17 protein-coding genes and 1 tRNA gene are annotated in these 13935 nt (G+C 51.4%); 9 read left to right on the forward strand and 9 right to left on the reverse strand.

Annotated elements, in window-relative coordinates; all coding sequences use genetic code 11:
- Window positions 1-10 precede the first annotated feature (10 nt).
- The 4 genes from KO116_RS11720 to KO116_RS11735 all read right to left on the reverse strand — a co-directional run bounded on the left by KO116_RS11720 (window position 11) and on the right by KO116_RS11735 (window position 2465).
- A complete protein-coding gene (locus KO116_RS11720; RefSeq protein WP_200897099.1) occupies window positions 11-634 on the reverse strand; it encodes a DUF1788 domain-containing protein in 624 nt (207 codons plus the stop codon).
- A gap of 129 nt (window positions 635-763) precedes the next feature.
- Window positions 764-1366, reverse strand: coding sequence for a DUF1819 family protein (locus tag KO116_RS11725; protein WP_035558513.1), 603 nt, complete (start codon window positions 1364-1366; stop codon window positions 764-766).
- 87 nt (window positions 1367-1453) lie between these two features.
- The gene (locus tag KO116_RS11730) at window positions 1454-1804 is read right to left on the reverse strand and encodes a lysozyme inhibitor LprI family protein (protein ID WP_158414212.1); all 351 of its coding nucleotides are present in this window, start codon (window positions 1802-1804) and stop codon (window positions 1454-1456) included.
- A 148-nt stretch (window positions 1805-1952) separates the two neighbouring features.
- Entirely contained in the window at window positions 1953-2465 is a 513-nt protein-coding gene (locus KO116_RS11735) for a hypothetical protein (RefSeq protein ID WP_035558517.1), read from the reverse strand.
- 712 nt (window positions 2466-3177) lie between these two features.
- On the opposite strand from KO116_RS11735, the gene KO116_RS11740 reads away from it, so the two are divergent.
- From KO116_RS11740 to KO116_RS25790, 3 genes are all read left to right on the forward strand, one after another.
- Complete coding sequence (locus KO116_RS11740; RefSeq protein ID WP_045812123.1) at window positions 3178-3828, forward strand: helix-turn-helix transcriptional regulator; 651 nt, start codon at window positions 3178-3180, stop codon at window positions 3826-3828.
- A 41-nt stretch (window positions 3829-3869) separates the two neighbouring features.
- Window positions 3870-4385: a gamma-glutamylcyclotransferase family protein gene (locus tag KO116_RS11745; RefSeq protein WP_052703760.1), complete on the forward strand. Its 516-nt coding sequence runs from the start codon at window positions 3870-3872 to the stop codon at window positions 4383-4385.
- 284 nt (window positions 4386-4669) lie between these two features.
- Window positions 4670-4882 (forward strand): hypothetical protein, encoded by a 213-nt coding sequence (locus KO116_RS25790; RefSeq protein WP_235272371.1) that lies wholly within the window; start codon window positions 4670-4672, stop codon window positions 4880-4882.
- 164 nt (window positions 4883-5046) lie between these two features.
- Here KO116_RS25790 and KO116_RS11755 read toward each other — a convergent pair.
- From KO116_RS11755 to KO116_RS26195, 4 genes are all read right to left on the reverse strand, one after another.
- Window positions 5047-5123, reverse strand: a tRNA-Pro gene (locus KO116_RS11755).
- A 138-nt stretch (window positions 5124-5261) separates the two neighbouring features.
- Window positions 5262-6077, reverse strand: a complete 816-nt coding sequence (locus KO116_RS11760; protein ID WP_035558522.1) for an inositol monophosphatase family protein — start codon at window positions 6075-6077, stop codon at window positions 5262-5264.
- Window positions 6078-6171: 94 nt separating this feature from the next.
- On the reverse strand, window positions 6172-6621 hold the full coding sequence (locus KO116_RS11765; RefSeq protein ID WP_035558525.1) for an anti-virulence regulator CigR family protein: 450 nt from the start codon (window positions 6619-6621) through the stop codon (window positions 6172-6174).
- A 244-nt stretch (window positions 6622-6865) separates the two neighbouring features.
- Window positions 6866-7273, reverse strand: coding sequence for a pilin (locus KO116_RS26195; protein ID WP_035558528.1), 408 nt, complete (start codon window positions 7271-7273; stop codon window positions 6866-6868).
- Window positions 7274-7575: 302 nt separating this feature from the next.
- Between KO116_RS26195 and pilB the strand changes: the two genes are divergently transcribed.
- From pilB to KO116_RS11800, 6 genes are all read left to right on the forward strand, one after another.
- Entirely contained in the window at window positions 7576-9348 is a 1773-nt protein-coding gene (pilB, locus tag KO116_RS11775) for a type IV-A pilus assembly ATPase PilB (protein ID WP_035558531.1), read from the forward strand.
- Window positions 9349-9351: 3 nt separating this feature from the next.
- On the forward strand, window positions 9352-10581 hold the full coding sequence (locus KO116_RS11780) for a type II secretion system F family protein (protein WP_035558534.1): 1230 nt from the start codon (window positions 9352-9354) through the stop codon (window positions 10579-10581).
- Window positions 10582-10643: 62 nt separating this feature from the next.
- The gene (locus KO116_RS11785; protein WP_035558537.1) at window positions 10644-11489 is read left to right on the forward strand and encodes a prepilin peptidase; all 846 of its coding nucleotides are present in this window, start codon (window positions 10644-10646) and stop codon (window positions 11487-11489) included.
- A gap of 109 nt (window positions 11490-11598) precedes the next feature.
- Entirely contained in the window at window positions 11599-12201 is a 603-nt protein-coding gene (gene coaE, locus KO116_RS11790; RefSeq protein WP_035558541.1) for a dephospho-CoA kinase, read from the forward strand.
- Window positions 12202-12234: 33 nt separating this feature from the next.
- The gene (gene yacG, locus KO116_RS11795) at window positions 12235-12468 is read left to right on the forward strand and encodes a DNA gyrase inhibitor YacG (protein ID WP_035558545.1); all 234 of its coding nucleotides are present in this window, start codon (window positions 12235-12237) and stop codon (window positions 12466-12468) included.
- A 51-nt stretch (window positions 12469-12519) separates the two neighbouring features.
- The gene (locus KO116_RS11800) at window positions 12520-13395 is read left to right on the forward strand and encodes a DNA replication terminus site-binding protein (protein WP_144408585.1); all 876 of its coding nucleotides are present in this window, start codon (window positions 12520-12522) and stop codon (window positions 13393-13395) included.
- Window positions 13396-13425: 30 nt separating this feature from the next.
- On the opposite strand, the gene KO116_RS11805 is transcribed toward KO116_RS11800, so the two are convergent.
- On the reverse strand, window positions 13426-13767 hold the full coding sequence (locus KO116_RS11805; RefSeq protein ID WP_035558550.1) for a hypothetical protein: 342 nt from the start codon (window positions 13765-13767) through the stop codon (window positions 13426-13428).
- Window positions 13768-13935 lie beyond the last annotated feature (168 nt).

Genomic DNA, 13935 nt, shown 5'->3' on the forward strand with positions numbered 1-13935 from the left:
ATACGTTGTATTAAGGCACGAGCGCAAACGCTCGATAGTAGTTATTGCTCTGGATTTGATTAAACAGCGTGAGCGTTTGACCATCGTAGCGGCCTGGGTAAAACAGTACCAAAGGCTTATGCCCTAGCGGACCATGCAGCGCGTTCAGCAGGCTATGCGCCCGTATCATTGGCCACAGGCTGCCGACACCCGTTAACAGCACGATATCAGGCTCATGCGACAAAGAGTGTCGGATGAGGTAGGGAGCAAACTTATCCATGTGCAGCGGCCCGCGCAGCGCTTTAAGCAGCGCTGCATCGCCCTTACTTTTTTGCATGGCAATAGCTTTATCAAGAAAGCCGCGCTCGGTCAGGTAATCTTTGAGCACGTGAAGCAAATTGACCTGCGCCACATTGATATTGGGGTACTGGCGCGCCATCAGAGACGGTAGAAAATTCAGATAGGCACGTACCTGAAGCTCGTGCTCAGGAGCGTAATCAAAAATCCAGAAGCCGATTTCGTTACCTAACCCTTGGCCTGCTAAAAAATCCGGTCGAGTGATTTTCTCGGCGACTTGGTTTAATCGTGCCCGAAGCTGGTCATCCTCATGGAACATAACGCTGGTAGGTGGTAGGTGTTGCTCATTATGTGACATGCGGAGCGTCTCTATGTCGGGCATGTTTTGGGCATATTGTGGGCAAGATTACGTTGCTTACAGCCATAGCCGCAAGGTCTACTAAGTTTTCATTAGTTCAATAATGAGGTTTGCCCAATATATAAATGCTTAGCGCAATTTTTGAAGACAATTTTGCAATCGGGTATGGCGATGGGTTTCAAGCAGCATCTTCAGCTCGGGGCGGGACAAGAAAGGCTGAAGTCGACGCGATCGACTGGAATCCAATATGCCGACCTCTGTCAGCATCCGAAACACTACCTGACCCATTTTGCGCCTTGAGCTTTCTGCCCAGGTAGCAATTGCTGCATCGCGGTTAGCACGTTCGGTAAGAAACTCATCCCACTGATAGGACTGAAGCTTTTCAGACCGCGTTAAAAACGCATCGGCCACCACGCTCTCGAGAAACTCCACCAGCAGCAGGTTGCGCGCCATGGCAGCACAAAACGATACCTGCGACGCTAGCTGATCATCTCCATCGTGCAGGGCTTTCCAAAAAGAGGGTTCTAGTTTCTCTAAGCGTTTACGGATGGCCTGCGCTGCACGCTTGGCTGTCGCTGGGCGATTCTTCTGTAGCCGGTTTTCAATGATGATGGCTTGATGCCAGTGTGCGTCATCTACCTCGCCCAGCAATAGCGCTGCAACTGCACGGCTTTCACGCACCATCAATCCACCACCAATGAGGTCTGAGTTGTAGCTAAACGAAAGCGTCACAAGAGGTTTACCCTATTAACGTGCAGAGCATTACTGTAAACCAATTTGCAACAGCCTACGACCTAGTGCCTACTCAAGTCCTTAGCTTTACCAACCCACCATATTTTCCAACTCAGCAGCGCGTTCGGCGGTTTCACGTAGGAAGCATTCATTGCTGGCTATTTGTGCGAGTGTTCCTCCGATGTTGGCGTAGAAATCGCAGTTAACATCACGATAGTTGATCCAGTGGCGCTGGGCGTTTAGCAGCACCTGTTGGCGTTCTTCGGAAAGATCGCGGCGGGCATCGCTATAGGCCCCGTTCAAAAGCGCATCTTGAGTAGCAATCTCATCAGCAATGCAGTTCAGTATTTCAACAGTCACTCCACCAGAGGCATCCATACATTTACCAAAGCGGGCGGCGTACTCATCCTCAGTGCTGCTTTGTGCTGTTGCTGCCACTGGCAATATTAAGCATGACACTAGGGCTATAGTTGGCTGCCATGTTTTAAATCCTATGTATAGAGCAAATACCCCGACATGAGTCATGGTATTTGGTTCCTGAAATCACAGTACAAAAACACCGCCCGGAGGCGGTGCTGTTAATGGCTTAGATTTGGCCGAGATATTCCATCTGATCAAGCAAATGGCTAGGCACATCTTCAACCAAAACAAGCGTAATCTCGGAATTACCGTCATCGCTGGTAGCAACACTTTCACCAAGTGTTGCATTGATGATATCAGGTGAAAGGTTATACATAGCGCCAGACAGAGGATCAACAATCAGCCAACCGATCAAACCGCCAAAGATCAGGTTGCCACCAATGAACCAGCCATTTGGGCTAGAATTAATCATCATAGTGCGGCTTTCGTAGCCATCTTTGGAGATTTCCACATTGTAAGTCTTACCACCGAAGTAACTGCCGTCAGATTTACGCAATTGCACAGTCGTCGGCGTGGTAGCCGAGTGAACCTGCATAGAGCGCTCATCGGTGATCAACACATTGGCATTGCTCGGGCTGCTGTTAATCGTGATGCCTTGCTCTTTGTCACCCACGATGGAGGCACAGCCTGTCACCAGTGATAAGGCGGCAAGAGCAGCAGTCAACTTGAGCATTTTCATTTTAATGATCCCTAATGTTCCATTTTTGGATGAGTGGCTTGAGCCACTTTTCTATTGCGCGACTGGTTTAGTCACGTCTCTCTGGCATGATGCCAAATGCTTTTTTCGCGAATATCTCTCTCGCTAACCTGTATTCCTCCCTCTATTTTTAGAGGAGCAGGCCTTTTTATTCGATGGCAAGGATGTAACATCCCTCGTTGCATTGGCGTTCACGCGGCAGTCAACCTATTTTTACCGTCGCGGATAAAAGCACAGGCGTCTGGCTCTTAGAGGGCCGACAAGCAAGAATCTTTGTTTTACTAAGTAGCAACAAAAGGTATGGCAAGAAAATAACCGAAGGCTGCGACATCCTGTGCCGCAATGCGAGACTAATAATAAGCTATCAAATACTAATAATAATGAGGATATCATTACATTGAACTAGCTACCAGAGCAGAAGACTAATATTTTGCTATTGAAGGTTATAAATGCTCAAAAACCACCTCAGATTTTTAACCGTGCGAGCCAGTTAGTGAATGGTTGCGATCATGCATCAGGTTCATGGCGAAAGCCGAGCCAAGGTACAGTTTATTTCTCGTACACCACTCAGGAGAGATCAGTTCCCCCATTTAAGCTTGGCTATCGAAACAGCAATAGGTATTCTTCGCTTTTATGCGGCCTAAGTTGTCGCACCCATACCGTAGCTTATGACACCTCACCCTTGAGGAAAGGCATGCTATGGATACGTTGGCAGTTATCACTGCACTTTACGGATGCGCGGCGGCTACTTGATGAGATGAGTTCTAACGGCTTGAGCCAATGGGCACGTAAAGTTCGCGCCATACCCAATGGCAAAGCGCTTATTCCTGCGGCGCTTAATGAAATGACGTGGCAAATCATTTCTCAAGCCCTGCTGGAGCAGAAACCGGTAGATGTCGTGTATTTATACCGTGCGTCCAAAACAGAAAAGTACTTCACCCTTCATCCCCAAGGGCTCGTAAGCCGACACAGCGTGACGTATTTGTCGGCGACAGTGAACGGCTATGACGATATTCGTCAGTTCGTCATGCACCGCATCGAAACAGCCAATATCAGTGATTCGACCTGGCGACCTTTGCATGGCTTTGACTTAGACAATTGCATAGCGGGTGGAGCGTTTGGATATTTGCAAGGCAAAGCCCCCGTCATACTCGTCGCCCAAGTAGCGCCACAAGTCGCGTGGTTGCTCAGCGAGACTCCACTATCGGAAACTCAGCGGCTGACCTCACTACCCGATAGCAACTGGCAACAGCTAAAAGCCGAGGTGCCCGATGATCAACAAACGCTGTGGTGGCTGATGGCCATGGGCGCCAATGTCAACGTACTGGCGCACGCGACCTCTTAACAACTTGCCAACGATAGCCAACCTACTGGAAGGAGATAACGGTGCTGTGTTTTGCTTATGGCTCTAATATGTCTACCCAGCGCTTAGCCGCGCGGATTCCAGCGCGTTTTGTGACCACCGCCCTTCTACCGGCGTATCGCTTGGCCTTTCATCAGCAAGGCGGGGACAGCTCTGGCAAGTGCGATATTGTACCGGCATCCGATCAGTCAGCTGTCTACGGCGTTATCTGGGAAGTCGCTTCGCACCATAAGCTGACGTTGGATCGTTATGAAGGGCTCAACGCTGCCTACGATGAAACATGGCTGACGGTAACAGACCTAGCGGGTGACGGACAATTTGAAGTACAGGCATATGTTGGCAAAATTACTTCCATGGGTATGCGCCCCTATACGTGGTACAAGCACCATGTGTTAGCGGGCGCACGAGAACACGGATTACCCGCAGCCTATGTCCGCGCGCTAGAACGAATTGAAGCCCGACTTGACCCAGACACCGAACGCCACGCACGCGAAATGGAGCTACATGGCCTCGATGTACCGTTAGTGCGGGGAGCATAATGGGCAATGATGAGCGTTTAATCACCTTTTACCGCGGGGAAGGCCACGATCATAAGGGGCGTCGACTCGAAAACATCTGGAGACTCCGCTATTTCTGCCTGGAACACACCACGACTATATTCAGTGGCTGTTTCCTACTCCGGAAATGGGCCGTTTTAACACCTTTGCGCCTTTACTGACGTCCGAAGTGCAAGCGACTTTTGAGAGAGAATCATCCTTTACGCCTACACCAGCAACGGTCCCTTGATGTAATGCTGGACTTTTTAGGCTGGAACGCGAAAACCATGTCATCACAGCCCAACCTCTCGATCCAAACGCATACTTGGTTGAAAGCGGGTGGCCATAATCATCTACGCATTACTCGTATGATCCTTTCGTTAGCGTTGTGCCATGCGCCAGAGCTTGCTCAGGCTTTTCAGAAAGCCGTAATAGATATTGGTACTCAGCAGGGCATAGTGTCAGAAACATCGGTGCAGTTTTGGCGAGATGCGATTTAAGCAGCGTCAACTGAACGATATCGTTGGAGGCATCAAGACGAGCTCCGTCTAGGGTATCTCTGATTAACGCGGTGAGCGCAGCGTGCCAAAGGCCTCCTGAAACGCTGACAAACAAAAACGGCCACTGTAGCGATTAGCTAAGTGACCGTTTTATATGTCTTTTTTGGTCGGAGCGACAGGATTCGAACCTGCGACCTTTGCAACCCCATTGCAACGCGCTACCAAGCTGCGCCACGCTCCGCTGTCTTTATTGGCTGCTACATATTTGCCTCAAGACGGTGCGTATACTAGCGGTTTCTTGCATAAATGAAAAGCCCTTATAGCGCTTTCTTTTCAAGTATTTGTCTTTCACCGCCTTAACGCGATCCGCCCTTTCTCGTTAGTGTTGGTCAGCGTCGAGCAGCAGATAGGCCATGGCGTCATAGACACCCGGCGCAGCGACCAGCAAGTGTTCTGGGTAGAGGTCTTCGGGTACCGATTTGGGCGGTTCATATAAGTGGCCTACCCGCGCCCCGGCTTCGCGTGCAATGACCCAGCCCGCGACAAAATCCCAGGGCGAGACGCTTTCGTAATACGCATCTAAGCGGCCACAGGCCACATCGCACAGATCGAGGGCCGCCGCGCCGTTACGGCGGATATCCTGGCATTCAACCAGCACCGCCTCTAACCGCTTTAAAAGGTGCTTGCGCCCTTCTTTGCGGTAGGGGAATCCTGTTCCTACCAGGGTGTGAGCCAGTGAATCAGCACGGCTAGGCTGGATGGCCTGGCCGTTGCAAAAAGCCCCACCGCCTTCTGCCGCGCTAAAGGTTTCGCCTAAAAACGGTGCGTGTACAACACCGACCTTAGCAATGCCCTCTTCCATCCAGCCGATGGACACCGCCACATGGCGCAACCCCTGCGCAAAGTTGACCGTGCCATCAATGGGGTCCACTACCCAAAGCTGCGGCGCCTGCACATGCACAGCGTTCTCGGGGGCGAGCTCTTCACTCAGCCGTGCTTCACCAGGAAAATGCTCTTCCAGCCGCTGGCTAATGAGCTGGTCAACGGCCACATCCACATCGGTCACCAGCTCATTGTCTTTTTTCAACCGCTGCGAAAAACCTTGTTGCTCACGCGCCTGGATGATCATCTGCCCGGCTTCTTCGGCGATGGCAATGGCTCGCTCAAGACGTGCCGCTAATGTGTCGTCGCTCATTGACTCTCCCTTTAGAAGGCGATGCTGCTAAGAGCCTCTACCATAAGCCGCAGAGGCGTAATTTTCGAGTCATGCCGACTTCCCATCATGCTTGTTAGCGCAAAACATCGACCAGAACATCCACCACAACGCGGGTGGCTGCTTCGATCAAGACAACATCCGCCCCCACCCGCTCCCATTCATAGCCTGGGTATTGCGGTAACTGAGCGGCTAGCCGACCATCAAAGCGCTTGGCGATACCCGGCGGCAGCGGCTTACCGCGCTCTAAATTGCGCTGAACACCCGGCGGCAATGATTCAGCTCGCGGCGCATCGTGCTGGCGCAATAACTGGCGCAGTTCACCCTCATTAATGCGGGGTAAATCAACCCGCTCATATTGAGCGCTTTCGGTATGGTGAGCGTCGTGCTGCTGGGTCTGGTGATGACTACTGTTGCTCTTATCCCGCGCACCGTGGGCCGGGGCATGGTCGGGTTGGGCAAAGGCAGCGCTATTGAGTAGCAGTGCGCCACAGGCAGTTAGGATAATCAGTTTGATAGGGGTCACTGTAAGCTCCTCGCTCAACGTTAGAGCTGACAGTGTAAAGAATAAATGCGTAGGGATTGAGGAAGGATAAGGGAGTTTATGTAGGGCAACTGCCGAGCCAGTTTTTTGGGCCAATAGGATGTTGCTGGCCAATGCAGTTGACAGATATAAAAAGCGGCCAGCATTTCTGTTGGCCGCTAGTGTCATTTAATGTAGATACAGGCAGTCTTCTCTACATTACTTCTAACACTCATTACAGATAAGGTTACTCAGCAGCAACGGGGCAGTTATCCAAGGAGTAACTAAACGTACTTAGACACGTCCATTCACCCGTATCTGCATCACGACTAAAGGTTACATCATCATCATCACGTCTTGACACAATAGTAACATCAGCACCTGCAGCATCGCCTGTAATGTCTACATTGTCTGTTTCACTAACATCTAGGTCCAAAGGAGCCGCACTATCAAAAAGCTGGGCATCCACAGGAGTTCTATAAGATGAAGCCTCTTGATATGCTGCTGTAGCGTCAGAACGTTCCACATAGTTACCATACTGCGGAATAGCCACTGCCGCCAAAACGCCAATGATCGCCACAACGATCAATAACTCAATTAGCGTGAAACCGCCTTGCTTGGTGTTGCGAGTTATCGGTTGAAAAGTGCTTTGCATATCGTTTGTTCCCTGTATAGCCGGTATAGAAAGAATGCGTTTTTAGGTGAAACACCATCGGGATGAAGGTTTTCAATTCTGGCGTTACAAATATCACACTAACTTACATTTGACTAATTTTCAATGAATTGAGGACTACTTTTATCAACCTAATCTCATTCCGCTCTCATTCCACTCTCCTCCCAATATTAACCAGCGCCCTGCCTCTTTAGGATTACCGTCTCATTACGTTATCACTACTGTCCTCAGCGACTAACTGTGGTAAAAGTGAGCCGCATTGTGGGAACCCAGGCGAGCGTCCGATGAGCCAAGCGACTACCGAATCAACCTTAAGTTATGAGTCAACCCTAAGCCACGCCGCCGCACGCGGCGGGCAGCGCGGCATTGCCCAGCGTTTAATCAAGCACGGCTTGCTAACCGAAGCGCAGGCGGCGGCGGCCGCTAGCGCCGCCGTGGAAAACGATATTTCACTGTTAGAACACGTGGTTGAAAGCGGGCTTGTGCCCCCCACCGCTGCGGCGATTGCCGCAGGGTACGAGTACGGGCTAGCGGTTATCAATTTAGAAACCGTTCGTATTAGCTCGCTGCCCCCTGTTGCTGACTACCCAGTGAGGATTCTGCAAAGCTTAAATGTGGTGCCTTTGGCCCGTCATGGGCACCGTTTAACGGTGGCCGTGCCTTACCCCGCCACGCTTACCCAGCTTGATGAGTTACAGTTTGCCACTGGGCTTAGCATTGAAGGGATATTAGCCCCGATGGACCAGCTAGCCACCACGCTGAGTAGTTATTTAGCATTAACGCAAAGCGAACGTGGCATGCTGGACGAGTTTAATGACCTCGACGATGAGTTATCGACGCTGAGCGTTGCCGAAGACAGCGAAGTGCCTTTGGAAGAGGCCCCCCAAAACAGTGATGATGGCCCCGTCGTTAAGTTTGTTAATAAGATTTTATTAGATGCGATTCGTCGTGGTGCCTCCGACATTCATTTCGAGCCTTACGAAACGCAGTATCGTATCCGTTTTCGTATTGACGGCATCTTAATTGAGGTCGCACGCCCTCCCTTGGGGATGCGTAACCGTGTTGCCGCCCGCTTGAAAATTATGGCGCGGCTGGATATTTCTGAGCGGCGCCTGCCCCAAGACGGAGCGATAAAACTTAAATTATCGCGCACGCGCTCGCTCGATTTTCGGGTCAACTCACTGCCCACGGTGTATGGCGAAAAATTGGTATTGCGTATACTCGACCCCTCCGCGGCCCAGCTCGGCATCGAGCAATTAGGCTTTACTGATGATCAACGTCACTTTTATGAACGTGCCCTCAATCAGCCCCAGGGAATGATACTGGTGTCGGGCCCCACTGGCAGTGGCAAAACCGTGTCGCTGTATACCGGCATTAATATTCTCAATAAAGTGGAGCGCAATATTTGCACGGCGGAAGATCCGGTTGAGATTAAAGTAGCCGGTATTAATCAGGTCAACGTGTTACCTAAAATTGGGCTTGATTTTGCCAGTGCGCTACGGGCATTTCTGCGCCAAGACCCGGATGTGGTCATGGTGGGTGAAATTCGGGATTTAGAAACCGCTGACATTGCCGTTAAAGCCTCCCAGACAGGCCACTTGGTGCTTTCTACCGTGCACACTAACTCAGCCGCCGAAACGCTCACGCGGCTGGCGAACATGGGGGTAACGTCGTTTAACATCGCCAGCGCCGTTAGCCTGATTATTGCCCAACGCTTAACGCGTAAACTCTGCCCACGCTGCAAGGAGCCGGTTGTTATCCCCCACGAGGCACTGCGCAAAGAGGGCTTTAGCGATGAAGAAATTCAACAGGCCACTATTTACAAGCCGGTAGGTTGTAAGCACTGCACGCATGGCTATAAAGGTCGCGTGGGTATTTATGAGGTCGTTCCCATTACGGAAGCCATGCGCCAATTAATTATGAGCAACGCCAACGCGATGGATATCGATCAGCAGGCGCGCCGCGAAGGCTACCCCAGTTTGCACCAGAGCGGTTTATTAAAAGTCATGCGGGGGATTACCAGCCTTGAAGAAATTAACCGCGTCAGTAAGGAGTAAACCATGGCAAACGCTCGGCGTAAGCGTCGCCCATCTCTTCAACTTTATCGTTGGAAATGGGCGGGCAAAGGCCCTCAAGACAGAGCACTGAGCGGCGAAACCCTTGGCCGTAATAAAGCGGAGGTAACGGCTGAACTGGCGGGGCAAAGCATCAATGTTAAGCGCATTCGCAAAATAAACAGCCTCAGCGGCGCAGGCCGTATTAAGCCTACCGACGTGATGGTGTTTGCGCGCCAAATGGCGACCATGATTCGCGCCGGTATTCCTTTGTTACAGGCTTTCCAAGTCGTCGGCGAAAGTCTGAAAAAGCCTGCCATGGCGATGTTGGTAGAGCAGATGAGGAGCGATGTTTCATCGGGGTCAAGCTTTTCTGATGCGTTACGCCGTCACCCAAAACATTTTGATCAATTGTTTGTTAACCTCATCGATGCTGGCGAACAAGCCGGTGCGCTGGATCAGATGCTGGATCGTGTCGCGACTTATAAAGAAAAAGTGGAATCACTAAAAGCGCGCGTTAAGAAAGCCCTTTGGTACCCTAGCGCCGTGATGATCGTCGGGATATCGGTCACCCTGCTGCTGCTGATTAAGGTCGTCCCCCAGTTTGAAAGCATGTTTAGTAATTTTGATGCGGAGCTTCCTGCCCTGACTCAAATGACCGTTAACTTATCCGAACTTGCTCAGCGCTATTGGCTTGTGGCCCTGGGTAGCCTGGTGGCCACGGGGCTAGCCATCAAAATAAGCGTTCAACGCTCACCCAAAATTGCTTATGGCATGGACGTTTTGGTGCTTCGCTTACCGGTGATCGGCGACATTATGCATAAATCCGCCCTTGCCCGTTTTGCGCGCACCTTAGCAACGACCTTTGCTTCCGGCGTACCGTTGATGGAAGGTTTAGAGACCGCCTCTGGGGCCGTGGGCAATAAAGTTTATGAACGCGCCGTCATACAAACCCGTAAAGATGTCGCGACCGGGCAGCAGCTACACTTTGCCATGCGCATGACCAACCGCTTTCCTCCCCTGGCAATTCAAATGGTCAGCATCGGCGAAGAGTCGGGGTCGTTGGATGCCATGTTGAACCGCGTCGCTGATTATTACGAAGAAGAAGTCGACAATAAAGTCGACGCCCTCACCTCCCTAATGGAGCCGATTATTATCGTCGTATTGGGCGTACTGGTGGGCGGCGTCGTTGTGTCTATATACTTGCCAATCTTCAGCTTAGGCTCGGCTCTCTAACTTAGGCGCGGCCTTCTAAAATGCCTTACACCGGCAACTAACCCATTCGTATAGGGACATTCATGCATTACCCTCCACTGATTGTATGGTTCATGGCTTTATTGGTTGGGCTGTGCTTAGGCAGTTTTCTTAATGTGGTTATCACGCGCCTACCGGTCATGCTGATGCGCCATTGGCGGCATGAAGCACGTGCAGCGCTTGAGCTGGATGAGGAACACTCGCCACGCTTCAATTTGGCCACACCAGGCTCAATGTGCCCCCGCTGTGAAACCCCGATTGCCTGGCACGATAACCTGCCGCTGATTGGCTGGATTAAACGCCGCGGGCGGTGTGCAGGGTGTCAAACGAGCATCAGCATACAATATCCGCTAGTGGAAATGGCCGGTGGCCTACTGGCCTTGGCGGTAGTGGCACTCCATGGCCTCACTGCAGAGTCATTATTTATTTACGGCGCCTGCCTGATGCTGTTAGCACTCGCCGTGATTGATCTTCGCACCCAGTTATTGCCGGATATCATTACACTCCCGCTACTGTGGGCAGGCTTACTTTTTCAGCTACTCTTCCAGCCGTTTATGCTCTCCGATGCCGTTATTGGCGTAATGGTGGGCTATCTTTCTCTATGGAGTTTTTATTGGCTGTTCAAACTCGTCACCGGTAAAGAGGGCATGGGCTTTGGCGACTTTAAGCTGCTGGCCGCGCTGGGTGCCTGGCTAGGCTGGAGCTTTTTACCACTTATCTTGATACTTTCCGCAGGGCTTGGCGCGGTGGTTGGTTTAACTGCGCAGGCCTGCGCGCCTCGCTTACGTGGCAAACCATTACCCTTTGGGCCTTTTCTTGCCCTCGCTGGTTGGGTAGCGTTATTAGTTGGCGATGAGCTAATGGCGCTGTATCTCAGCCTGCTTATTTAACGTTTAACGATTGTTATTTTGGTTATTAAAGCTGGGTTATTAAATTTGGGCTATTAAAACTGAGCTAGTGAATTTGGGTTATTGAAAACTGAGCTAAGTGAGGCAGCAGATGATTATCGGATTAACCGGTGGCATTGGGTCGGGCAAATCGACGGTTGCGCGCGCCTTTGAAACGCTCGGCGCTGCCTCGGTCGATGCGGACGATGTCGCCAGAGAAATCGTCCTACCTGGCGAACCGGCACTATTAGCCATTAAAAACCGCTTCGGTGACCAGGTCATCCATCAGGATGGCACGCTTAATCGCGCGGCCCTACGCGCTATTATTTTTAAAGACCCAGAGCAGCGGCGGTGGTTAGAATCAGTCACACACCCCAAAATAAGAGAACGTCTATTGCAGCACTTAGCGCAGCTTAAAACACAAGGCGCGCCTTATGTGCTGCTGGTATCACCGCTGCTATTTGAGTCGGGCCAAAATGCGCTGGTCAACCGAGCGGTCGTGGTCGATGTACCACAAGCGCTACAATTATCGAGAACCCAGCAACGTGATGGGGTGAGCGAAAGCCAAGTGCATGCTATTCTCGCCGCCCAGCTTTCCCGCGAACAGCGGCTAGCACAGGCAGATGACGTGATAGATAACAGCGGTGACCACCGCAGCATGATGGAGCAAGTGGTGCGGCTGGATCAACGCTACCGTCAACTGCTTAACGACTGAGATATCGCCCCCGTTAACGCAATTGGAGTTTTTATGGTTCGCCCTGCAAACGATTCCCCCCTTGAAGTTAGTTGCCCTCAGTGCGCTAAGCCCGTGCCTTGGCTGCCTGAGAGCACCTATCGCCCTTTCTGCAGCAAACGCTGCCAACTGTTAGATTTAGGTGCCTGGGCCGATGAGTCGCACCGCATATCGGGCGAATCGGCGATGGATGAAGCTGATATAGAGGCACTGTTGGCGCAAGCCGACAAGGATGCGCCGCTCTCCTAACGCACCCAGGCAATCGACGTTTTAAGTCCCGCAATCCACATGGCTACCACAATGCCTGAGCAACCATCGCCTTCGGCCTATCATCTGCTGCTTCAGCTGGAGCAGCAGTTTGACACTTTAATTAACACGATTGAGACCGCTGTTTCGCTTTTTGAACGCCAACAACCGGCATCGTGGGTCTTTCATCAAACCACTCCCGCTCGCCACTGGCTACGCGAAGCGCTTTTCGATATGTGGCATGAACAAGATCAGGATGGTCGCGAAACGCGCAACTACATTGCCATTGTGGCTGCTAATGATGAATTACTGGCAGCGGTAGACACCGTGAATCAAGCTAAAAAAAGTTTTGCTGAGCTGCTGCAGCATATTAAACAGGCTTTTCCACAAACCTTGAGCGACGCCAAAAGCCGCCTGCCGCAACGCCATCCCTACGTTGATGAAGCGTTACGGCGCAATGGGCTTGCCCGTCTGCATCTTAAGCAGAGTTGGCGTCAACTGCCCATCGCACAAGCCCCCGTTTCTCGGGTTCGCTTTGCGTGGTATAGCAGTGGTCGCTCCATAAAGCGGCTGAGCGTTCAAGAGGCTGAGCAAAAGCTTTTAAAGCTTGATACCGATGCAGCGCATATCCGTATTCAACTACGCAAACTAGCCGGCATCCCAAGCGGCGAAGTGCTCGCCCAGGTGCAAACGCAGGCTCCTCTTATGCGGGCAAATCTATTTTTTACCGAGCCACTCGATGATGGCCATACAAGGCGGGCGCTGAATGCCGCCATGCCTATCTTCGTGCCAGACAATGACCAGCGACTGCCACACATAAACCTGCCCGCTTTACAGCCCCCCACCACCCGCACACGGGCACGGCGGCGCGATGAAAAGCTTGAGCCAGATGTATTTCTGCCGAGTTTGCGCGTTTACCGCTACCGTTAGCAATACCACACGTAGGATATAGTAGAGGTGCTAACTACCTGGCACTTGATCCTGCTGCCATAACCCATAGCCAAGTAGTGTTTCGACCAGTTCGGCCAGATCGCCATGGTCAATACCATACTCATTCAGCAAAGCTTCAAAGCGCTGTTTGAACACACGCTCCTGCTCTTGTTGTTGTTCCTTCTGCTTGGCTTCTACATCATCTTGCTCCAATGCCGCAAGCGACCTTACCGGCGGCCCCGTCGGTATATCAAAATCGCTTTCAGGATCGTCTAACTGACGTAACGCCTGCGCAAAGGCATCGTCTAGTTCACGAAATTTACGCAGCTTCTCACGCTCATCTACCGGCTTTTGAACCTTTTGATATTTCATCGATGTTTCATTTACACCTTGCTTGAAATGGTCGACATGGCTACATACGTAGCGTTTTTTGCAAAAACTGTACACAAATGCATAAAGATAATGAGCAAACTTGCCTCTTCCACCCTGTTGCCAGCATAAAGGCAACATCATTAGGCACACGAGGGTGACAAACATTTT

It is taken from the genome of Halomonas sp. KO116 (assembly GCF_000734975.2).
Classification (GTDB): Bacteria; Pseudomonadota; Gammaproteobacteria; order Pseudomonadales; family Halomonadaceae; genus Vreelandella; species Vreelandella glaciei.